The 21,785-nt window shown below is 70.7% G+C and carries 17 protein-coding genes; 10 read left to right on the top strand and 7 right to left on the bottom strand.

The window, feature by feature from the left end; translation table 11 throughout:
• Positions 1–182: 182 nt before the first annotated feature.
• The gene (locus ABT053_RS25090) at positions 183–2,270 is read left to right on the top strand and encodes a thioredoxin domain-containing protein (protein WP_350971835.1); all 2,088 of its coding nucleotides are present in this window, start codon (positions 183–185) and stop codon (positions 2,268–2,270) included.
• A gap of 186 nt (positions 2,271–2,456) precedes the next feature.
• On the opposite strand, the gene ABT053_RS25085 is transcribed toward ABT053_RS25090, so the two are convergent.
• Both ABT053_RS25085 and ABT053_RS25080 read right to left on the bottom strand, forming a co-directional pair.
• Positions 2,457–4,661, bottom strand: coding sequence for a transglycosylase domain-containing protein (locus ABT053_RS25085; protein ID WP_350971832.1), 2,205 nt, complete (start codon positions 4,659–4,661; stop codon positions 2,457–2,459).
• A 102-nt stretch (positions 4,662–4,763) separates the two neighbouring features.
• Positions 4,764–5,243, bottom strand: coding sequence for an Lrp/AsnC family transcriptional regulator (locus ABT053_RS25080; protein WP_350972163.1), 480 nt, complete (start codon positions 5,241–5,243; stop codon positions 4,764–4,766).
• Positions 5,244–5,372: 129 nt separating this feature from the next.
• On the opposite strand from ABT053_RS25080, the gene hppD reads away from it, so the two are divergent.
• From hppD to ABT053_RS25065, 3 genes are all read left to right on the top strand, one after another.
• Positions 5,373–6,455 (top strand): 4-hydroxyphenylpyruvate dioxygenase, encoded by a 1,083-nt coding sequence (gene hppD, locus ABT053_RS25075; RefSeq protein WP_502991851.1) that lies wholly within the window; start codon positions 5,373–5,375, stop codon positions 6,453–6,455.
• Positions 6,456–6,543: 88 nt separating this feature from the next.
• Positions 6,544–7,323, top strand: coding sequence for an RDD family protein (locus ABT053_RS25070; RefSeq protein WP_350971828.1), 780 nt, complete (start codon positions 6,544–6,546; stop codon positions 7,321–7,323).
• 72 nt (positions 7,324–7,395) lie between these two features.
• Positions 7,396–8,886, top strand: a complete 1,491-nt coding sequence (locus ABT053_RS25065) for a M1 family metallopeptidase (RefSeq protein ID WP_350971826.1) — start codon at positions 7,396–7,398, stop codon at positions 8,884–8,886.
• A 127-nt stretch (positions 8,887–9,013) separates the two neighbouring features.
• Here the strand turns inward: ABT053_RS25065 and ilvA are convergent, their stop codons facing one another.
• Complete coding sequence (gene ilvA / locus ABT053_RS25060; protein ID WP_350971824.1) at positions 9,014–10,222, bottom strand: threonine ammonia-lyase; 1,209 nt, start codon at positions 10,220–10,222, stop codon at positions 9,014–9,016.
• 90 nt (positions 10,223–10,312) lie between these two features.
• Positions 10,313–11,065, bottom strand: a complete 753-nt coding sequence (locus ABT053_RS25055) for a GntR family transcriptional regulator (RefSeq protein WP_350971822.1) — start codon at positions 11,063–11,065, stop codon at positions 10,313–10,315.
• Positions 11,066–11,241: 176 nt separating this feature from the next.
• Here ABT053_RS25055 and ABT053_RS25050 point away from each other — a divergent pair, with 176 nt between their 5' ends.
• A complete protein-coding gene (locus tag ABT053_RS25050) occupies positions 11,242–11,751 on the top strand; it encodes an ATP-binding protein (protein ID WP_350971820.1) in 510 nt (169 codons plus the stop codon).
• A 54-nt stretch (positions 11,752–11,805) separates the two neighbouring features.
• Complete coding sequence (locus ABT053_RS25045) at positions 11,806–12,408, top strand: hypothetical protein (protein WP_350971818.1); 603 nt, start codon at positions 11,806–11,808, stop codon at positions 12,406–12,408.
• A gap of 34 nt (positions 12,409–12,442) precedes the next feature.
• Here ABT053_RS25045 and ABT053_RS25040 read toward each other — a convergent pair whose 3' ends face one another.
• The gene (locus ABT053_RS25040) at positions 12,443–13,624 is read right to left on the bottom strand and encodes an FIST signal transduction protein (RefSeq protein ID WP_350972162.1); all 1,182 of its coding nucleotides are present in this window, start codon (positions 13,622–13,624) and stop codon (positions 12,443–12,445) included.
• A 358-nt stretch (positions 13,625–13,982) separates the two neighbouring features.
• On the opposite strand from ABT053_RS25040, the gene ABT053_RS25035 reads away from it, so the two are divergent.
• Together ABT053_RS25035 and ABT053_RS25030 are read left to right on the top strand one after the other, a co-directional pair.
• Entirely contained in the window at positions 13,983–15,380 is a 1,398-nt protein-coding gene (locus ABT053_RS25035) for a sigma 54-interacting transcriptional regulator (RefSeq protein ID WP_350971817.1), read from the top strand.
• A 9-nt stretch (positions 15,381–15,389) separates the two neighbouring features.
• Positions 15,390–17,336 carry a vWA domain-containing protein gene (locus tag ABT053_RS25030; protein WP_350971815.1) on the top strand — a complete coding sequence of 649 codons (1,947 nt, stop codon included), beginning with the start codon at positions 15,390–15,392 and terminating at the stop codon, positions 17,334–17,336.
• A gap of 56 nt (positions 17,337–17,392) precedes the next feature.
• Here the strand turns inward: ABT053_RS25030 and ABT053_RS25025 are convergent, their stop codons facing one another.
• Complete coding sequence (locus ABT053_RS25025; RefSeq protein ID WP_350971814.1) at positions 17,393–17,815, bottom strand: DUF6292 family protein; 423 nt, start codon at positions 17,813–17,815, stop codon at positions 17,393–17,395.
• Positions 17,816–18,289: 474 nt separating this feature from the next.
• On the opposite strand from ABT053_RS25025, the gene ABT053_RS25020 reads away from it, so the two are divergent.
• Positions 18,290–18,715, top strand: coding sequence for a hypothetical protein (locus tag ABT053_RS25020; RefSeq protein WP_350971812.1), 426 nt, complete (start codon positions 18,290–18,292; stop codon positions 18,713–18,715).
• A 208-nt stretch (positions 18,716–18,923) separates the two neighbouring features.
• Here the strand turns inward: ABT053_RS25020 and ABT053_RS25015 are convergent, their stop codons facing one another.
• Complete coding sequence (locus tag ABT053_RS25015) at positions 18,924–20,063, bottom strand: cystathionine gamma-synthase (protein WP_350971810.1); 1,140 nt, start codon at positions 20,061–20,063, stop codon at positions 18,924–18,926.
• A 390-nt stretch (positions 20,064–20,453) separates the two neighbouring features.
• Here ABT053_RS25015 and ABT053_RS25010 point away from each other — a divergent pair, with 390 nt between their 5' ends.
• A complete protein-coding gene (locus ABT053_RS25010; RefSeq protein ID WP_350971808.1) occupies positions 20,454–21,746 on the top strand; it encodes a sensor histidine kinase in 1,293 nt (430 codons plus the stop codon).
• Positions 21,747–21,785 lie beyond the last annotated feature (39 nt).

Genomic DNA, 21,785 nt, shown 5'->3' with positions numbered 1-21,785 from the left:
CTCACGTTCCACGAGAGGCGCGCGTCCCACGGGAAACACGTTTCGCGGGAAGCCCGCGTCTCGTGGGAAGCAGGAGAAACGCACCTCGTGAGAAGCGCGTACCTCGTGAGAAGCACGCCCCTCGCGGGAAGAACGCACCTCGTGGGAAGCACGCACGCACCGCGTACGCAGGAAAGGTTTCCATGAACCGCTTGAAGGACGCGACGAGTCCCTATCTGCTCCAGCACGCGGACAATCCCGTCGACTGGTTCGAATGGGGTGAGGAGGCGTTCGCCGAGGCCGTCCGCCGGAACGTGCCGCTGCTCATCAGCGTCGGCTACTCGGCGTGTCACTGGTGCCATGTAATGGCTCACGAGTCCTTCGAGGACCGGGCCACGGCCGCGCTGATGAACGAGCGCTTCGTCAACGTGAAGGTCGACCGCGAGGAGCGCCCGGACGTCGACGCGGTCTACATGGCCGCCACCCAGGCCATGACCGGTCAGGGCGGGTGGCCGATGACGGTCTTCGCCACCCCGGAGGGCCACCCCTTCTACACCGGCACCTACTTCCCCAGGCAGCAGTTCCAGCGGCTGCTGGCCGGGGTGTCGAGCGCTTGGACCGAGGAGCGGGAGGCCGTGCTGGAGCAGGGCTCGAAGATCGTGGAGGCGCTGAACGAGCGGTCGGCGCTGCCGTCCGGGCCGCTGCCCACGCCGGACACGCTCACCCGGGCCGTGCACAGCCTGGCCGAGTCCTTCGACCCGGTCCGCGGCGGTTTCGGCGGAGCGCCCAAGTTCCCGCCGTCGATGGCCCTGGAGTTCCTGCTGCGCTACGGCTCGGCGGCCGTCGGGGACGCGCCGGACATCGGGGACGGAGAGCGGCGGGCGACCGCCGAGGCGGCGACGTCCATGGCCGGGCGGACGCTGGAGGCGATGGCGCGCGGCGGCATCTACGACCAGCTCGCCGGGGGGTTCGCCCGCTACAGCGTGGACGCCGAGTGGGTGGTCCCGCACTTCGAGAAGATGCTCTACGACAACGCCCTGCTCCTGCGGGTCTACGCGCACTGGTGGCGCTCCACCGGCTCCGCCCTGGGCAGGAGGGTCGCGCTGGAGACGGCCGACTGGCTGCTGGCCGAGATGCGCACCCCCGAGGGGGGCTTCGCCTCCGCCCTGGACGCCGACAGCGAGGGCGTGGAGGGCAAGTTCTACGCCTGGACCCGTGAGGAGATCCGCGAGGCCCTCGGCGAGGACGACGGGCTCTGGGCGATCGAGCTGTTCGAGGTGACCGGGACGTTCGAGCACGGCACCTCGGTGCTGCAGCTCCTCGCCGACCCCGGCCCCGGCGAGGCCGAACGGTTCGCCCGGGTCCGCGCCGCGCTGCTGGCCGCGCGGGCCCACCGGGTACGGCCGGGGCGCGACGACAAGGTGGTGGCCGCCTGGAACGGCCTGGCCATCGCCGCCCTCGCGGAGACCGGTGCCCTGTTCGAGCGGCCGGACCTCGTCGAGGCGGCGCGCGAGGCGGCCGTGCTGGTCGACGAGCTCCACATGGACGGCGACCGGCTGCTGCGCACCTCCCGCGACGGCAGGCCGGGCACCAACGCCGGAGTCCTGGAGGACTACGGCGACCTCGCCGAGGGCCTGCTCGCCCTGTACGGGGTGACCGGGGAGATCCGCTGGTTCCGGCGGGCCGGGGCGCTGCTCGACACCGTCCTGGAGCGGTTCTCCGACGGCTCCGGCGGGTTCTACGACACCGCCGACGACGCCGAACGGCTCTTCCAGCGTCCCCGGGACGCGACCGACAACGCCACCCCGTCCGGCCAGTTCGCCGCCGCGGGCGCGCTGCTCTCGTACGCCGCGCTGACCGGCTCGGCCCGGCACCGGGAGGCGGCCGAGGCGGCCCTGGGGACGGTCACGGTGCTGGCCGACAAGCACGCGCGGTTCGCCGGGTGGGGGCTGGCCGCGGCCCAGGCCGCGCTGTCCGGCCCGATCGAGGTCGCGATCGTGGGCCCGGCGGGTGATCCGGCGACGACGGCCCTGCACAGGGCGGCCCTGCTGTCACCCCTGCCCGGCCTGGTCCTCGCCCTCGGCGAACCCGCTTCCGCCACCGGTCCTGACGCGGATGCCGATGCCGGTTCCGATGCCGATGCCGGTTCCGGTTCCGGGGAGGTCCCGCTGCTGGTCGGCAGGGGCCTGGTCGGCGGCGAGCCCGCGGCCTACGTGTGCCGGGGCTTCACCTGCAGGATGCCCGTCACCACCCCGGCGGCCCTGCGAGCCGAACTGACAGGCGGAGCGTGACGGACCAGGCCGAGCGTAAGAACCTCGGCCAGATGTAACGAACCGGGCGAGACCTGAGAACCTGGGCGAAGCGTAAAAAGCGGGCGAGACCCCGGGACCTGGGCGAGGCGTAAACGAGCCGGGTGAGGCGTGAGGGAGCGGGCGAGATCCGTTCGGAGCGGCCGGGAGGCGTCGCTCCGAACGGGGTCAGTTGCCCTGGAAGGGGTCGCCGAGTCTGTGGCCCAGGCCCTCGACGCCGAAATCGCCGCCGCCCCTGTCCTCGCCTCCCCTGTCACCGCCGTCCCCGCCGCGCCCGTCGGGGACGTCACCCCGGCCGGGCCCGGGGTTGTCGCCGGGACCGCCCGGCCCCTCGCCGACGTCGTCGGGGGTCGCCGGGGGCTGGTCGGGCCCCGGGGTCTGCTGGTCGGGGGTGGCGCTCTGGTCAGGGCCGGGAGTGCCCGTCTCCTCGGGGCCGGGCGTGCTCCTGTCCTGGCCGTCGCCCTGCTGGTCGCCGTACTCGTCGTCGGGACCGTAGTCGCCGTACGTCTCGGAGTAGCCGTAGTTGGACGGCTCCTTGAACTCCTTGACCGGTTTGCCCTCCATCGCCTCGGTCATGAAGGCCCGCCAGATCTGCGCGGGGTAGGAGCCGCCGTACAGGGCGCTGCCGTTCACCGTCACCGGCTTGTTGTCGTCGCGGAACATGTCGACCGCCACGGCGAGCTGCGGGGTGAACCCGGCGAACCACACGGCCGCCGACTCGTCGGTGGTGCCCGTCTTGCCCGCCACGGGACGGTCGTAGAGACGGGCTCCGGAGCCGGTGCCCCCCTCGACGACCTGGGTCAGCGCGTACGTGGCGTCGATGGCCGCCTGCTCGCCGAAGGCGCGCTTGCCCTTGGTGGAGCTCTTGACGACGTTGCCCTCGGCGTCGGTGACCGAGCGGATCACGTGGGCCTCGCGGTGGACGCCCTCGGCCGCGAAGGAGGCGAAGCCGGAGGCGTTCTGGACGGCGCTCACCGAGGCCACGCCGAGCGGGAGCGTGGCGGCGCCCCGGTGCGGGTCGAGCTGGGCGGCGGGGATCCCGGCCTCCTCGGCGAGCTTGACGACCTTGTTGAGGCCGACCTTCTGGGCGAGGTCGACGAACGCGGTGTTCACCGAGCTCTGGGTCGCCTTCACGAGGTTGACCTCGCCGTAGGAGTAGCCGCCCGAGTTGGGGATGTCGGCGGAGGCGATCCGGAGCGGCGAGTTGCCGTCGACCCTGGTGTCGAGGCCGAAGCCGTTGTCCAGGGCCGCGGCCAGGGTGTAGGCCTTGAACGTCGACCCGGCCTGCACCTTGGCCGAGAAGGAGTTGTCGAACTTGTTGGCGGTGTAGCTGCGCCCGCCGTAGAAGGCCACGACCTCACCGGTGGCGGGGTCGACGGCGGCGAGCCCGGTGCGGACCTTCTTGGGGGTGCCGTCCGGCAGGACCGAGGTGACGGCGCGCTCGGCGGCGGCCATCAGGTTCTTGTCGAAGGTCGAAACGATCTTCAGGCCGCCCTGGTTGATGACCTCGTCGGTGTATCCCCTGCTCTTGAGCTCGGCCGTCACCTGGTCGAGCATGTAGCCCTCCTGCCCCTTGGGCGCGAAGATCGCCTTGGGCTTGCGGAGGGTGGGGAAGGTCACCTCGGCGGCCTCCTGGGAGGTGATGGCCCCGGTGGCCACCATCCCGTCGATCACCGACCTCCAGCGGTCTCTCGCCGCGTAGAGGTCGGGGCCCTGCGGGTCGGCGAACCTGGAGGGCTGCTGGATCACCGCGGCGAGGTAGGCGCCCTGGGCGAGGGTGAGCTTGCTGACGTCCCTGCCGAAGTAGGCCGCGGCCGCCGCCTGGACCCCGTCGGCGCCCCGGCCGAAGTAGATCGTGTTGAGGTACTGCTCCAGCACCCAGTCCTTCGGCTTCGACTGATCCACCTTCAAGGAGATCATGACCTCCTTGAGCTTCCTGACTATGGAACGTTCCTGGCTGAGGCCGCTGTAGTAGTTGCGGACCATCTGCTGGGTGATCGTGGAGCCGCCCTGGAGCTGCTGGCCGCTCACCGTGGACCACATGGCGCGGAAGGTGCCCGAGAGGGAGACGCCCTGGTCGTCGTAGAAGGAGCGGTTCTCGGCGGCGATGACCGCGTTGCGCAGGCTCTGCGGCACCTTGTCGAGGGCGACGCTCTTGCGGTTGACGCCCTGCCTGGCCAGCACGGTCTTGCCGTCGCGATAGTAGATCACCGAGCCCTGTGCGGTGGCTCTCGGCTGCGTGCTGTCGGGGATGGGGGTGATCGCCCACACCACCCCGAGCAGGCCGATCGCCGAGATCAGCCCGACTCCGAAGACAACGAGTGTGATCCTCAGGAGTTTCCTCCTGGGACTGCCCGTCCCGCCCTTTAACACGCGTGACCCCCCGATAGGACCCGCCGCTGACCCCCGACGGTTGCGGACCGTTAAGGGTAAACGATGGATAACGGTGTCTGGCCCCTGCTTGGCATGGTACGGCTAGCTGTTCCCCTTGCGCGGGACATCGGCCACCAAAGGCAGAACACGGTATGGCACAGGGGTGTCCAAGGCGATCACCGACGAGGTCCTGACCACGCCCCGGACGTCAACGATCAGGTCAATTACCCGCTGCAGGTCGGCATTGCTGCGCGCCACCACCCGGCAGTGCATGTCGTCGCCGCCGGTGATCGTGTGCACCTCCAGCACCTGGGGGATGGCGGCGAGCTGGTCGGCGACCGGATCGTGCCCGCTGACCTGGCGGATCTGCAGGGTCACGAACGCGGTCACGTCGTAGCCGAGCGCCGCGGGGGCGATGTCCGGGCCGAACCCGGTGACCACCCCGCGAGCGGCCAGCCGGTCGAGGCGCGCCTGCACGGTCCCCCTGGCCACGCCGAGCCGCCGCGAGCACTCCAGCACCCCGAGCCGGGGCTCCGCCGCCAGCAGGGCGATGAGCCGGGCGTCGAGCTGGTCGATCGTCATGATGTACAGATACTCCGCGGTGACCGGCGAGTAGATGTGCATTTTGCGCAGTACTTGAAGACAGTGTTGCACAAACCGACCAGAAAATCAGACAGTATTCGCATGAGCGACATCTTTCCTGTGAACGGTATGGACTGTGTGGTCTTCGCGGTGGGCAACGCCAAGCAGGCCGCCCACTACTACTCCAGCGCGTTCGGCATGCGGCTCGTGGCCTACCGGGGCCCGGAGAACGGCAGCCGTGACGAGGTGGCGTACGTCCTCACCTCGGGTTCGGCCAGGTTCGAGTTCCGGGGGGCGGTGCGTCCCGGCACCGGGGTGTCCCGCCACGTGGCCGAGCACGGTGACGGCGTGATCGACCTCGCCATCGAGGTCCCCGACGTGGAGGCGGCCTACGCCCACGCGCTCGCCCAGGGCGCGCGGGGGCTGGTGGAGCCGCACGCGGTCGAGGACGACCACGGCAAGGTGGTGTCGGCGGCGATCGCGACCTACGGCGAGACCCGGCACACCCTGGTCGACAGGTCCAACTACAGCGGCCCGTACCTGCCCGGCTACGTCGCGGCGGAGCCCATCGTGGCGGCCCCCGACGTGCGCAACGGCCGCCTGTTCCAGGCCGTCGACCACTGCGTCGGCAACGTGGAGCTCGGCAAGATGGACGAGTGGGTGGAGTTCTACAAGCGGGTCATGGGCTTCACCAACATGGCGGAGTTCGTCGGCGACGACATCGCCACCGAGTATTCGGCGCTGATGTCCAAGGTGGTCGCGGACGGCACCCGCAAGGTGAAGTTCCCGCTCAACGAGCCGGCGATCTCCAGGAAGAAGTCGCAGATCGACGAGTACCTGGAGTTCTACGCCGGCCCCGGCGTGCAGCACATCGCGCTCGCCACCAACGACATCCTCAGCACCGTCGACCACATGCGCGCGGCCGGTGTGAGCTTCCTGAACACCCCCGACTCCTACTACGACGACCCCGAGCTGCGCGCCCGCATCGGCGAGGTCCGCGCGCCGATCGAGGAGCTGAAGAAGCGCGGGATCCTGGTCGACAGGGACGAGGACGGCTACCTGCTGCAGATCTTCACCAAGCCGGTGCAGGACCGCCCGACGGTGTTCTTCGAGCTGATCGAGCGGCACGGCTCGCTCGGCTTCGGCAAGGGCAACTTCAAGGCGCTCTTCGAGGCGATCGAGCGCGAGCAGGACCTGCGCGGCAACCTGTAACCGGCCGGACGCCCGGAGCCGGCCGCTCGGGAGCAACGCATAACCCCCCTTGGCTTTGCGATGGCGGCCTTGTGGCGATCACCCTTGAATGGGATCAGCACCGCCGCCGCCGGAGGACCTGGGATCGGACCCCTGGTCCGATCCCGCCCCGCCCGGACCGGGCTACGAGGGTCCGGGCCCCGGCGCGGGTCACGGGCCCGACCCCGGTCCCGACGCGGGCCACAGACCCGGTCCCGGTCCTGGTCCCGGCCCAGGTCACCCCCCGGACCACGGACCGAACCCCGGCCCCGGCCCAGGTCACCCCCCGGACCACGGATCGGACCCCGGCCCCGGCCCCGATCATGAAGTGGTTCGTGGCCGGGACCGTGAAACAGGTCACTATCCCGTCTTCGGTCACCCGCCCGCGGGAGAATCTCCCGGAGGTTTTCCCTGGCCCGGCGGCATCAGGCTGGGCGGGCGCTGGCGCCGCCTCTTCGCGGGAATCCTCGACCTTCTCGTCATCGGGATCATCTCCTCACCCTTCACGTACCGGACCGTCAGTACCGTCACGGGCGCGGAGAGTGGTCTGTCGGTGCAGGTACCCTACGCGGAGACTCTCCTGGTGGCGGTCATCGGCTTCCTGTACTCCTGGTTGCTGACCGCCTTCTGGCACGGTCAGACGCTCGGCAAGAGGATCTTCCGGTTGCGCGTGGCGGACATCAGCGGGCACAAGGCCGGTGTCGGGCAGATCGCGCTCCGTGAGCTGATCACGTGGCTGATGTACTCCACCTGCTGCCTGGGCTGGATAGATGTAGCTTTCATCCTTTTCCACTCACGCAAGCGGGCCGTACACGACCTCGCGGCCAGAACGCTTGTCACAGACGCCTGATCGGCGCAGGTCAGTCGCGTAGTGTGCCATTCCACGGGCTCGGCCGTCCGGCCGGGAAAGGGGCTTTAACGTATGGCGTCCAAACGGCTGGCCACCACGGCGACCGCCGCTCTTCTCAGCACGCTCGGCACCATCGGCACGGTCGCCTGCTCGGCGTCGAACGGGGCGAGCACCCCACCCGTGAAGCCGGACGCCTCCGCCGTGAGCCCCGTGACACCGGTCGCCTCCGCCTCCGACCTCCCCACCGGCCGCGAGGCCGCGCCCGGCGCCCCGGGGATCGGCGACTCCGACTTCCCCACCGACGGCAACGGCGGCTACGACGTCGGCCACTACGGGCTCACGCTGGGCTACGACCCGGCCTCCAAGCACCTGTCGGGAGTGGCCCGGATCTCGGCCCGGGCCACCCAGAGCCTGGCGAGCTTCAACCTCGACCTCTCCGGCTTCACCGTGAGCCGGGTCACCGTGAACGGCAAGCCCGCGAAATTCGCCAGGACGGGCACCGAGCTCGGCGTCACCCCGGCCGCGTCCATCCCGGACGCCACGGCGTTCACCGTCGAGGTCGCGTACGCCGGCGAGCCCGAACCGGTCCGGGGCTCCTCCAACCTGGGCACGTACGGCTTCATCCCGACCAAGGACGGCGCGTTCGTCACCTGTCAGCCCAACGGCGCCAAGACCTGGTTCCCCGGCAACGACCACCCCTCCGACAAGGCGAGCTACGACTTCGCGATCACCGTGCCCGCCGGGCTGACCGCGCTGGCCAACGGCGAGCTCGTCGGCACGCCGAAGACCGCCGGGGGCAAGACGACCTTCCGGTGGCGGGAGAGCCACCCGATGGCCAGCTACCTCGCCACCATGACGCTGGGCAAGTTCGAGATGCTCCAGGGCAGGACCCCCGGAGGCCTGAAGAACATCGCGGCCGTCGACCCGAGGTTCCAGGGCTCGCTGCGGAAGCTGTACGACGTGTCGGGAAGGGTCACCGACTACTGGAGCACGGTCTTCGGCCCCTACCCCTTCTCCTCCACCGGAGGCGTGGTCGACGACTTCCCCGCCGGCTACGCGCTGGAGAACCAGACCAAGCCCATGTACGGCGGGTTCGCCCCCGACGACGCCATCATCGCCCACGAGCTGGCCCACCAGTGGTTCGGCGACAGCCTCAGCATCACCCGCTGGAAGGACCTGTGGCTCAACGAGGGCTTCGCGACCTACGCCGAGTGGCTCTGGTCGGAGCACGACGGCCAGGCCACCGCGGAGCAGCTCTTCCGCAGGCACTACAGCGCCGGGGCCGACGACCCGATCTGGAGCTACGCCCCCGGCGAGGCCAGGCCGGACGACCTGTTCAACAACTCCGTCTACACCCGGGGCGGCATGACGCTGCACGCGCTCAGGCAGCGGATCGGCGACCCGGCGTTCTTCAAGCTCCTGAAGGAGTGGAACGCCACGCACAAGTACGGGAGCGTCACGACCCCGGAGTTCGTCGCGATGGCCGAGAAGATCTCCGGCAAGAAGCTCGGCCCCCTCTTCGACGCCTGGCTGTTCACCGCGAAGAAGCCGACCACCTGGTGACGTGACCGGTCGCCCCTCGCTCCCTTCGCGACTCCGTGAGACGGCGGGGGCGGCGGGGGCGGCGGGGCACCAGGAAAACGGAGGGGCGGCACAGGCATCGCCCCCTTACCTTCCATCCCCTCGCGGCTCACGCGACGGCGATCTTGTATCCCTCGACGCGCAGGGAGCCCAGCACCTCCTCGGAGTGCACCGGCCCCTTGGTCTCCAGCTGGAGCTGGACCTCGACCTCCCCCACGTGCATGCCCAGCCGCTCGTGCACGATGTCGAGCACGTTCGCGCCGAGTTCCGCCAGCCTCGACAGCAGCGCCGCGAGCGCGCCCGGCCGGTCGGGGAGCGGGACCCGCATGGTGAGATAGCGCCCGGCGGCGGCCAGGCCGTGCCGGAGGACCTTGGCCAGCAGCAGCGGGTCGATGTTGCCCCCGGAGAGCACGGCGACCACGGGCGGCTCGAAGACGTGCGGGTGGGCCAGGATCGCGGCCACCCCGGCCACGCCCGCGGGCTCGACGACCTGCTTGGCGCGTTCGAGGCAGAGCACCAGGGCCTGGGAGATCTGGCTCTCGCTGACGGTGACGACGCTGTCGACCAGATAGTGGATCAGCTCGAAGGGCAGCTCGCCCGGACGGCCCACCGCGATGCCGTCGGCCATCGTCGAGGCGGGCCTGACCTCCACCGGATGCCCGACGGCCAGCGACGCCGGGTAGGCGGCGGCCCTCTCCGCCTGGACCCCGACGATCCGCACGCCCGGCCGCAGCGACTTGACCGCGAGCGCCACCCCGGCCGCCAGCCCGCCCCCGCCCAGCGACATCACGATCGTGCCGACCTCGGGCAGCTGCTCCACGATCTCCAGCCCGATCGTGCCCTGCCCGGCGACGACGTCGGGATGGTCGAAGGGGTGGATGAACACGGCCCCGGTCCGGTTCGCGTGCTCCCTCGCCCGCTCCAGCGCGACGTCCACGGTGTCGCCCGCGAAGAGCACCTCCGCGCCGTACGACCGGGTCGCGGCCACCTTGGGCAGCGGCGCCCCCCGCGGCATGTAGACCGTCGCCCCGGCGCCGACCAGGCCGGACGCGAGCGCGACCCCCTGCGCGTGGTTGCCCGCGCTGGCCGCGACCACCCCCCGCAGCCGCTCCTCCGCGGTCAGCCCGGCGATCCTGACGTACGCCCCCCGGATCTTGAACGAACCCGAGCGCTGCAGGTTCTCGCACTTGAGGTGGACGGGCCCGCCGATGATCTCGGAGAGCACGTGGGAGTGGAGCAGCGGGGTCCGCAGGGCCACGTCGGCCAGCAGCTCCCGCGCGGCGACCACGTCGTCGTAGGTCACCTGGGTGTCTGACATGCGGATCATCGTACGACGTGCGCGCCCCTGGGCCGGACCGCCCCGGCTCGGTGAGGAAGGTGAGGAAAAGGCTCTCCCGCCGACCGGCCGTCAGTGGACGTCGATCCGGTACGACAACTCGTAGCGATCACCGGGCACGACGATGTCACAGGTCTCGACCGGGCGGTCCCCCGCGTGGTGCGTGCGGCTGACGACCATGACCTGAGAGGGCTGGGTGAGGTGTAAGCGCTCGGCCTCCTCGGGACGCGCGGCACGTGAGGTGACGCGCTCGATCACGTGATCGACGTGGACGCCGAGGGTGTCCATCCTGGCGATGACACCGGTGACAGGACCGTCTTCCGGATACTCCACCGACGTCCCCGCGGTGATCTCCAACGGTTCGTAGGACGTGGAGAGCTGAACGGGCTCGGCTCCCGCGCGGAAGAGATAGGCGGTCACCATCACGGGGTCACCGGAGGCGATCATCAGGCGTTCGGCGACGGCGGCACTGGCCTTCGCCCGGTGACTCTCGTGATCCCATCCGCCACCCTGCCCCGCGCGGGAGGCGTCGTTCGCGAAAGGTGAGGCGCTTCGCGCCGATCGTGAGTAGCGGGTGGTGGCGTCGCGCACGATGCGGGTGATCTGTTTGACGTAGCTGCCCTTGCCCGTGTGACTGACGATCAGCCCCTCGTTGCGCAGCATTTCGATCGCCTTGCGCGCGACGATGCGCGAGACCTCGTACTCGGCCATCACCTCGGATTCGGACGGCAGCTTCGCCCCGGGTGGCAACGCGCCGTCGAAGATACGCCCCCGGTAGTCATTGGCGATCTGGAGATAGGCCGGAAGCCCGGTCCAGCGAGCCATGTGGTCACCTCCTTCCTGCGTCTACGAGTAGACCAATCACGCCGGACACACCGGATCGTCGATCACCAAGAGTAGGGAGTCGCGTCTTCTCGGTTATCGAATTCCCCTGAACACTGCCTGTCATGCCTGTTATAACAGGCATGACAGGCAGGAGATTCCCGGGAAAGGAACAACCGGTGGGATACGACCTGAACCCAGAGTTGATCGACGCGATGATCCGACTCAGGCCTGGTGGGATGATCTGGCGACGCACCTTCCCGGGCCGCCCGGATCAGGCATCGCCCGCTCGTCGCTTCGTCCGTCTCCTGCTCGACGACTCCCCGTACCGCGACGACGCCGAACTCATCGCCGCGGAACTGATCAGCAACGCTCTGCGGCACACCGCCAGCGGGCAACCTCATGGCACCTTCGTCGTCGAGGTCACCCGCAAGCCCGACATGATCCGGATCACCGTCTACGACTGTGGTTGGGGCGGCACCCCCACCTTCAAACGACGTCCGAACACCACCGACGAAAGCGGCCGGGGGCTGGCGACCGTCGCCGCCGTCGCTTCCCGGTTCGGCTACCGGGGCACCCAGGCCGTCGGCCACGCCGTCTGGGGTCAGCTGTCCACCGCTTCTCGCCCGGTTTCGCCCGACGGTCATGCCGACGTGCGAGAGCGCTCTCCAGCGCGGAGCGGGTCGTGAGTTTCCGAACGGAACCGGTGGAAGTCCCTCGGTGGACCGGGCGATGATCTTCTCATGAAACGGCTCGTCGTGGCGGCGGTCTGCCTTCCGATCGTTCTGGGAGTGGTGGGCTGGTGGGCGCTGGAGTCGCGGCGGCCGGATCTGACAGGGCTGGCGCGCGAGGAGGTCCTCACCCTCGACGCCTCCACGCGGGCGACCTTCCTGCGGGTGATCGACGACTACCTGCGGACGGCTCCCGAACGGGTCGGGAACACCTTCCTGGCTCAGGAGAAACCCGAGCTCGATCCACGGACGTTCTGCCACGAGGATCTCGTCGAGATCCGCAGGAAGAGCGCGAACGCCTACCTGGTCGGCGTCGTGGCCACGTGCGAGGAGTTCGCCCGCTCCGGCGACGTGCTCCTGACGGGCACCGGCTTCAGGAGCCCGCTGCTCGTCACGCTGGAGGCCACCGGGGGCCGCTTCGAGGTCCGGCACGTCGAGGAGCCCGGGGACGGCGCCATGAACCTGCCCTCCGTCCGCGCGATGTTCTCCCCCGACGGCGCCCCCAGGGCACACGAACTCAGCGGTAACGGCTCCCCCGGCTTGACGGAAAGCACCCGCGACGAGGCCCGCCGGGCCTTCGGCCTCCCCCCGACAGCGAAGATCACTCACCCATAGCCGGCCCCCGCGGTCCCGTGAACGGAAGGTGACGTCACGAGCTCTCGGCCGGTTGGTGGGAGGAGAAGACCAGGACGGAGGCGGTGAAGCCGTGGACGTGGTTGTGGCCGCCCACGGGGCCCACCTCACCGGCGGCGAAGAACCCGGCCACCCCGATGGGGCCCAGGGTGTCACGGACGGCGACGGCGTCGTGGTCGGCGCTGCCGAACATGGCCGAGCCCCGGCCGTTGCAGGAGAACAGCAGGGCGCCGTCCACCCGGCCGAACTCCTCGCGGTGGGCGTCCAGCAGCTCGTACAGGTCCTCGTCGGCGGTGGCGGCGTCGCGGACCTGGAAGCGGACGGTACGGCCGATCTCGACCACGTCGCCGATGGCCACGGCCTCCCGCTCGGGGTCGATGCCGAGCACGCCCCGGATCAGGAAGTCGCCGTGCTCGTGCTTCTCGGCGTACTCGTCCATGGCGATGCCGATCTGCAGCCCCGAGGCGACCAGGTCGCGGTCGTCCTCGTCCAGGGCGCTGACGATCTCCTCCAGCCGTGCCAGGGCGGGCTGCCCGGCGAGTTCGAGCAGGAGGTTGTCCTCGGCGGAGGTGACGGCCATCGTCGGGCCGATCGGGCGGCAGCCCTGGCTGACGACGGTGCTGACGTTGAGGGCGCCGCTGAGCAGCACCCCGACGGCCCCCTCGGTGTGGATCTCCCCGTCGGCGAACAGCCGGACCGCGCCGCGGCCCTGGATCGCGTTGGCCAGGCCGCCGATCAGGGGGAGGTTGCCCATGACCTCCTCGGAGCGCTCGACGAAACCGTCGGTGGGGAAGCTGTAGGGGTCGGCGAGCAGGATGGCCGCGTGGTCGTCGGGGGCGCGGTCGGGCAGGCCGACCACGACGAACCGGTCGTCGGTCCTCAGCGTGTCGAGCGCGAAGGTCGTCAGCCGGGCCCCGCCCAGGGAGGCGGCCCAGGCGCTCACCGCGGGGGTGACCTCGACTCCCTGCCCGTCGCCGATGACCCCGGTGGCGCTGCACCCGAGGACGGCGGCGCCCGGCGCCATGCTCATCGCGCGCAGCCCGGCGCGGGAGACGTCGTCGGGGTCGTCCCCGCAGATGAAGAAGCAGAGCAGGTCGGCCGGTCCGGAGAGGCCGGACAGGGCCTGGCGCACCGCGGTCTCGGCCGCGGAGACCAGATCGGACCCCACCGCGAGGCCGTCGGCGAAACGGCTCGTCATCAGCGCCACTCGTCTCGCCTCTCCTTCTCGATCCCTTGTCCGGCGGCCCGCCGGAGAGTGCCCGGATCACACCCGAAACTCACCGTGAAGCCGTGAATCCTGCTTGAACGCCGTGAAGTCTGTCATGAACCGCCGCGGGGCCGTGAGGTCCCTCGGTGCCGCGGAACCGTGAACGCCGGAGATCCCACGTCGCGGTCCCTTCGGAGGCCCCCGGCCGGGGAGCCGGGGCGACGCCTTGTCTTGGAGCGATTCTCCCCACTGGGGGCACAAGCACTCGCGTTGTCCCTCAGGCATTAGTCAAGATCCGAAAGAGGGATGAGAGTGCCGGAACGGGCGTTGTGGACGTAGGCTCGATCCCGTGCCTCACATCCCAGAGCCACGAACTCTGCGCGAGCTGCGCGCGAGCGGCCATATTCACCGTACGGTAAAGGCCGAGATCCGTGAGAATCTCCTGACCCGCCTGCGGGCAGGAGAGCCGCGGTTCCCCGGCATCGTGGGCTTCGACGACACCGTCCTGCCATACCTGGAGCGAGCGCTGCTCGCCGGGCACGACCTGGTCCTGCTCGGCGAGCGGGGTCAGGGCAAGACCCGGTTGATCCGCACCGTGACCGGGCTCCTCGACGAGTGGACCCCCGTCGTCGAGGGCTGCGAGATCAACGACCATCCCTACGAACCCTCGTGCGTCCGCTGCCGCCGGCTGGCCGCCGAGGCGGGCGAGGAGCTGCCGATCTCCTGGAAGCACCGGGACGAGCGGTACGGCGAGAAGCTCGCCACCCCCGACACCTCCGTCGGCGACCTGATCGGCGACATCGACCCGATCAAGATCGCCGAGGGGCGCACGCTCGGCGACCCGGAGACCGTCCACTACGGCTTGGTCCCCAGGAGCAACCGCGGGGTGTTCTCCGTCAACGAGCTGCCCGACCTGGCCGAGCGCATCCAGGTGTCGCTGCTCAACGTGCTGGAGGAGCGCGACATCCAGGTCAGGGGCTACAACCTGCGCCTGCCCCTGGACATCCTGCTGATCGCGAGCGCCAACCCCGAGGACTACACCAACCGCGGCCGGATCATCACCCCGCTGAAGGACCGCTTCGGCGCCGAGATCCGCACCCACTACCCGCTCTCGATCGAGACCGAGCTGGTCCTGATCCGCCAGGAGGCCGCGCTCGGCCAGGTGGGCGCCGACCTGCCCGACCACCTGATCGAGGTGATCGCCCGGTTCACCCGGCTGGTCCGCGAGTCCACCGCGGTGGACGCCCGCTCGGGGGTCTCGGCCCGCTTCTCCATCGCCGCCGCCGAGACCGCGGCCGCCTCAGCCGTACGGCGGGCGGCGCTGACCGGCGAGGACCACGCGGTGGCCAGGGTCGCCGACCTGCCGGGGATCGTGCACACGCTGCGCGGCAAGGTGGAGTTCGAGGTCAGCGAGGAGGGCCGGGAGACCGAGGTGCTCTCGCACCTGCTGCGCAGGGCGACGGCCGAGACGTTCCGCGGCACGCTCGGCGGCACGGACCTGAACCCGCTCCTGGAGAAGTTCTCCGAGGGCATCCAGGTGGAGTCGGGGGTGACGGTCCCCGCGGCCGAGCTGCTGCGCAGGATCGGCCCGGTCTCCGGCCTGGCAAAGATCATGTCCCAGCTCGGCATCGGCGACGAGTCCCCCGGGCACGCCGCCGCCGCGCTGGAATTCGCCATGGAGGGCCTTTACCTCCTGCGCCGGCTGTCCAAGGACGAGGTGGACGGCACGACGGTTTACCGCACCTGAGGTGTCTGCATGAGCTATCGCTATGGCGAATACCGGGACGGGCCCGACCCGCTCGCCCCGCCGTACGACGTCCGTTCGGCGCTGGACCGGATGGGCGACGCGATCCTGTCCGGCTCCAACCCCGCGCACGCCCTGCGCGACCTGCTCAAGGAGGGCCTGCCGGGCGCGGGAGACCGTCGCGGCCTTGAGGACCTTCTCCGCGAGGTGCGCAGGCGGCGGCGCGAGCTGCGCGAGCGCGGCCGTCTCGACGGCACGCTGGAGCGGGCCAGGGCGCTGCTGGACAAGGCGATCGGCCAGGAGCGGGCCGAGCTGTTCCCCGATCCCTCCGACGAGGCCCGGCTGCGCGAGGCGGAGCTGGCCGCCCTCCCCGACGACACCGCGAGCGCCATCCGGGAGCTGGGCACCTACCAGTGGCGTTCGGCCGCCGCCCGGCGGACCTTCGAGGAGCTGCGCGACCTGCTGCGCGGGGAGGTGCTCGACAGCCAGTTCCGCGGCATGCGGCAGTCGCTGGCCAACCCCGACCCGGCCGCCATGGAGCGGGTCAGGGAGATGATGTCCGATCTGAACGACATGCTCGACCGGGACTCCCGGGGCGAGCACACCCAGGCCGACTTCGAGCAGTTCATGTCGAAATATGGGGACATGTTCCCCGAGTCGCCCCGGAACCTGGAGGAGCTGGTCGACGCCCTGGCCCGGCGGGCCGCGGCCACCCAGCGCCTGCTGGCCTCCCTCACCCCGGCCCAGCGCGAGGAGCTCGACCAGCTGATCGAGCAGACCCTCCAGCAGGCCGGGCTCGACGAGCAGATGCGCCGCCTGGGCGAGTCCCTCTACGCCCGCCGCCCCGACCTGGCCTGGAACACCCCGGAGCGGCTGAGCGGCGACGAGCCGATGGGGATGTCCGACGCGGTGGGCGCGCTGGACGAGCTCGCCGACCTGACCCAGCTGGAGGCCGCGCTCCGCCAGGACTACCCCGGCGCCCGCATGGACGACATCGACGAGGCGGCGATCCGGCGCGCCCTGGGCCGGTCGGCCGTCGACGACCTGGAGGCGCTCAAGCAGATCGAGCGCGAGCTGGAGCAGCAGGGCTACCTCCTGCGCCGGCGCGGCAAGCTGGAGCTCACCCCCAAGGCCGTACGGCGGCTGGGGGAGACCGCGCTGCGCCGCGTCTTCGCCTCCCTGGAGAGCGGGCGCCGCGGCGACCACGACCAGGTGGACGCGGGCTCGGCCGGTGAGCTCACCGGCTCCACCCGGCCCTGGCGGTTCGGCGACGAGCAGCCGATCGACGTGGTCCGTACGGTGATCAACGGTGTCCGGCGCGGCGGGAGCGGCGGCACGGTGACCCTGTCGGTCGACGACTTCGAGGTGGCCGAGACCGAGCGGCGCACGGCGGCGGCGGTGTGCCTGCTGGTCGACCTTTCCTACTCGATGGCGCTGCGCGGGACCTGGGCCGCCGCCAAGCAGACGGCGATGGCGCTGCAGGCGCTGGTGACCTCGAAGTTCCCCCAGGACTCGGTGCAGATCATCGGCTTCTCCAACTACGCCCGGGTGCTGCAGCCCGACGAGCTGGCGGGCCTGGAGTGGGACATGGTGCAGGGGACGAACCTGCACCACGCCCTGCTGATCGCCGGGCGCCACCTCGACCGCCACCCCGACTTCGAGCCGGTCGTGCTCGTGGTCACCGACGGTGAGCCCACCGCCCACCTGCGGCGCAACGGCTCGGCGGCCTTCGAGTGGCCGCCCACCCAGGAGACGCTGGAGCTGACCCTCGCCGAGGTCGACAAGATGACCCGGCGCAGGGCGACCCTCAACGTCTTCATGCTCGCCGACGACGAGCGCCTGAAGGAGTTCGTGAACGAGGTCGGGCGGCGCAACGGCGGCCGGGTCTTCTCCACCGGCGCCGACCGCCTGGGAGAGTACGTCGTCAGCGACTTCCTGCGGGCCCGCCGCACCCGCTGAGCCCTGGGTCCCGCAGGGCTTTCAGGGTCCCCGGCTTCGCGGGGGCCCCGCGGGGCTCAGGCGTGGACGTAGGCGGCGTAGCCGTCGAGCGCCAGGTCGAAGCCGTCGCGGTGGTGGCGGTGGGAGCGGTAGCAGGGCCGCCACGCCGTGCTGTTGCCGACGCCCGCGCGGGCGTCGGCGATCGCGGAGGGGACCCGCGAGGGGGAGGGCAGGAGGCCGCCGCCGAGATAGCGGTCGTCGGTGAGGACGGTGGGGGTGACGGGGTCGCCGCTCGCGTAGCGGCCACGGCGCCAGCCGCTCTCCTCGTCCCAGACCAGCGCGTCGCCGCCGGTCAGGCGGACGGTGACGGTGCGCGGGTCGCAGGGACCCCGCCACCAGCTCTCGACCTGGTCGCCCAGCGCCTCGACGACGAGACCGGCGTAGTGGGACGGCTGGTCCCGCCACTCCTCGGTGTACGGCTCAACATGTTTGACACCCACGGCGGGCACTCCCTTGTGCCGTCTGACTCTGTCCGGATGGAACGCCCGCCCGGCACGACCACGGCTTAACCGCCGCCGGTCTCATCACACGGGAACGAGCTCGCCCACGATCCTACTGACCCCGCGGACGTGCTCCGCGCGGAATGCGAAGATCGGCAATCTTGTACGCCGAACATCGCCCCGCCTCAACCGTGACCCTTCCGTAACAACCACCCCGAAACAAACGCCGTCTACCCAGTAATGGAAAGACACGGTTCCTGGAAGGGGAGGAAGTGAGTCCGATGCTCGCGGGAATTCTCGTGGCGCTGATGCTCATCGTCTGCGTCTGTTTCGAGTTGTGCATGGTCCCGCCCACGCGCGACGGGCACGACACCCCGGAATATCCGGCAAACGATCATTAGGAAAGGCCCGGCCGGGCGCTGGCGCCGTGCGAGCCGTACCCAGACGAGATAACCGGCCACTAATGTCTGGCGCATGACAGACCTGCTGCTATGGCTGCACATCGGTTTTGCGATCTTCGCTCTCGGGCCGATCACCGCCGCCACGATGTCCACTCCCCGATTCATCCGCGCCAAGAACGTCGGGGTCCTGCGTTATCTGCACAAGACCACGCGCCTCTACGGTTTCGCGTCCGTCGGGGTCTTCCTGTTCGGGCTGCTGCTGGGCCGCGAATTTCTCGGGAAGCCGTACCTGTCGGTGTCCATGACGCTTTTCATCGTCGCCGCGGTGCTGCTGATCATGGTGGACCGGGACCAGAGCACCGCCATCCGGGTCCTCGCCAGCGAGAACCCGGACGACGACGCCAAGGTGCAGGTGGGCCGGATCGCCGCGCTCTCCGGTGTGATCGTGCTGATCTGGATGGTCATCCTGGTGCTGATGGTCTGGGGCGACCCGGTCTGAGCGGCCCGTCGACCCGATGATCGGCCCCTGACCCAACGATCGGGTGGTCCAGTGAGGTGGCGGGCCGGCGATCTGGCGATCCGGTGGTCCGGTGGTCCGGTGGTCCGGTGCGAACTCGTCCGAGCCCAGCCGGAGCCCGCCGAACACGCACCCCACCCGAACCCCTCACGGCCCCCGGCCCGTGCCTCTTTCCCTACCCCGGCTTCCCCTACCCCAGCGCCTGGGTGAGGTCGGCCAGCAGGTCGTCGATCGACTCGATGCCGACCGAGAGACGCACCAGGTCTCCGGGGACCTCCAGCGGCGAGCCCGCCACGGAGGCGTGGGTCATCCGGCCCGGGTGCTCGATCAGCGACTCCACGCCGCCGAGCGACTCGCCCAGGATGAACAGCCTGGTCCGGTCGCACAGCTCGACCGCCTCGGCCTCGCCCCCGGCGACGCGGAAGGAGACCATGCCCCCGAAGCGCCTCATCTGCTTGGCCGCCACCTCGTGGCCGGGGTGGTCGGCCAGGCCCGGGTAGAGCACCGAGGTCACCCGCGGATGGGCGAGCAGCAGGTCCACCACCCGCTCGGCGTTGTCGCAGTGGCGGTCCATCCGCACGCCGAGCGTCTTGAGGCCGCGCAGCGTCAGCCAGGCGTCGAACGGCCCGGCCACCGCGCCCATCGCGTTCTGGTGGTAGGCGAGCTCCTCGCCCAGCCCGGCGTCCCGCGCGACGAGCGCGCCGCCGACCACGTCGGAGTGGCCGCCCACGTACTTGGTGGTGGAGTGCACCACGATGTCCGCGCCCAGCGCCAGCGGCTGCTGCAGGTACGGGGAGGCGAAGGTGTTGTCCACCACCAGCAGCGCGCCGCACTCGGTCGCGAGCTGGGCCAGGGCCGCGATGTCCGCGATACCGAGCAGCGGGTTGGTGGGCGTCTCCACCCAAATGATCTTGGTCTTCTGGGTCACCGCGGCCGCCACCGCCGCCAGGTCGCCCAGCGGCACCGGGTCGTAGTGCAGCCCCCAGCGCTCGTTGACCTTCGCGAAGAGGCGGTAGGTGCCGCCGTACGCGTCGTTCGGGATGATCACGTGGTCGCCCGGCGCGCAGACCGTGCGGAGGATCGCGTCCTCGGCCGCCAGCCCCGAGGCGAAGGCCAGGCCACGGCTGCCGCCCTCGACGGCGGCCATGGCCTCCTCCAGCGCGGTCCTGGTCGGGTTGGCCGACCGGCTGTACTCATATCCGGCGCGCAGTCCTCCCACGCCGTCCTGCTTGTAGGTGGACACCGCGTAGATCGGCGGCACCACGGCCCCGGTGGCGGGGTCGGGGTCCTGACCTGCGTGGATGGCCAGCGTCTCGAATCCATGGTTCATGGGGTCAACGCTACTCGCAGCAGCGGGGACCCCAGGGCCGCGGGAACCCCTAACGCCGCACCCCTCACGCCGGCACCAGGGCCGCGGGGAACCACTCGCCGCGGCCCTCCGCCGCCCACCCGACCTACCCGGCCTACTCGGCCTGCTCGGCGCGCTCCCTGTTGATCCGCGAGAGCAGGACCGGGTCGGCGAGCGTCAGGGCCGCACCCACCACGAGCCCGGCGACCAGCAGCACCATTCCTATGACGGTCATCTCTTTCCCCCTTCGACCTCTCAAGAGTCGGTCACGGGCTCCGCCCGCCGCCTCCGCTGAAGAGCCGGTCCCGGTGAGGGCTGTTCGGCCGAACGGCCGATATGACTTCTCCTCCGCGAGGCCTAGGCTCGGGGACCGTGGGAGAAACGAGCCGGCTGGTCTACTGGATCAAACGCCTCAGCGAGATCGCGTTGATCGGCTGGCTCGTCCTGCTCCTGCTGATCGACGTGGTGGCGACGGCCAACCTCAACCCGGCGATCCTGCCGAGCCCGATCTGCGGCCTGGTGGGCGTCGTGGCGGTGGTGCGCCGCCGCCGCTGGCGGGTCGGCGGGCTCGTCACCCTGATGACGGTGTCGTTCCTGTCCTCCCTGGTCATCGGGATCGCCGGTGGCGGGGGCAGCCCCGGCGCGGCCGAGATCGGGTCGCTGCTGGTCCTCACCGTCGGCGGGCTGCGCGCGATCGAGCCGGTACGGCGGGCCGCGCTGCTCTCCCTGACGGCGATGGTCGTGCTCGAAGCCTCCGCCATCCGCCTGAGCACCATGGGCCCGGAGCCCGCGGTGGCCGTCGGCTTCCTGCTCTTCGTCTGCTGGTCCTTCGCCGCCGGTATCGGCGCCTACCTCCGCTTCCAGCTGGAGCGCCGCAGAGAGGCCGTCGACACCGTACGGCGGTCCGAGCGCCTGGAGCTGGCCAGGGAGCTGCACGACCTGGTCGCCCACCACATCACCGGGATCGTGGTGCAGGCGCAGGCCGCCAAGGTCGTCGCCGAGCAGAAACCGGAGGCCGTGGTCCCCTCCCTGGAGGCGATCGCCAACGCCGGGGCCGACGCGCTGACCTCGATGCGCCGCCTGGTCAGCGTGCTGCGCGCGGAGGACGAGGCCGCCCGCTCACCGGGCAGCACCCTCATGGACATGCGCACGATGGTCGAACGCTTCTCCGCCGCGGGTCCCCAGGTCACCTTCGACATCGGCCAGGGCATCGCCGACGGCAGCGTGGCCCCGGAGGTGATGACCACCCTCCACCGGGTCCTCCAGGAGTCGCTGACCAACGTCCGCAGGCACGCCCCGGGCACCGGCTGGGTCGAGGCGGACCTGAAGCTCACCGACGGCTCCGACCTGCGCGCGTGGGCCGAGAGCGTACGCGCGAGGAACGGCCAGGACCCCCGGGCCCGGCGTGCCGCCTACGCCTCCGCGGCCACCTCGGCCACCTCGGCCGGCGGGGGCATGGGCGCCTCCGCCGCCTCGGCCACCGGGGGCGCCGTACGGCTGCGGGTGCGCAACTACGGCTCGATGGCCGACGTCAGGATCTCCCGCCTCGGCGGCGGCTTCGGCCTGGTGGGCATGGCCGAGCGCGTCGAGGCGCTCGGCGGGCGCCTCATGGCCGGGCCCACCCCCTCCGGGGCCTGGGAGGTGATGGCGGAGTTCCCCCTCTGACCCCGGAAACTCTGACCCCGGAGACTCTGCCCCCGGAGA

This window comes from Streptosporangium sp. NPDC002524, from assembly GCF_040295985.1.
In the GTDB taxonomy this organism is placed as follows: Bacteria; Actinomycetota; Actinomycetes; order Streptosporangiales; family Streptosporangiaceae; genus Streptosporangium.
Note: the sequence above shows the minus strand (reverse complement) of the source record. Positions and strands in the feature narration are given on the sequence as shown.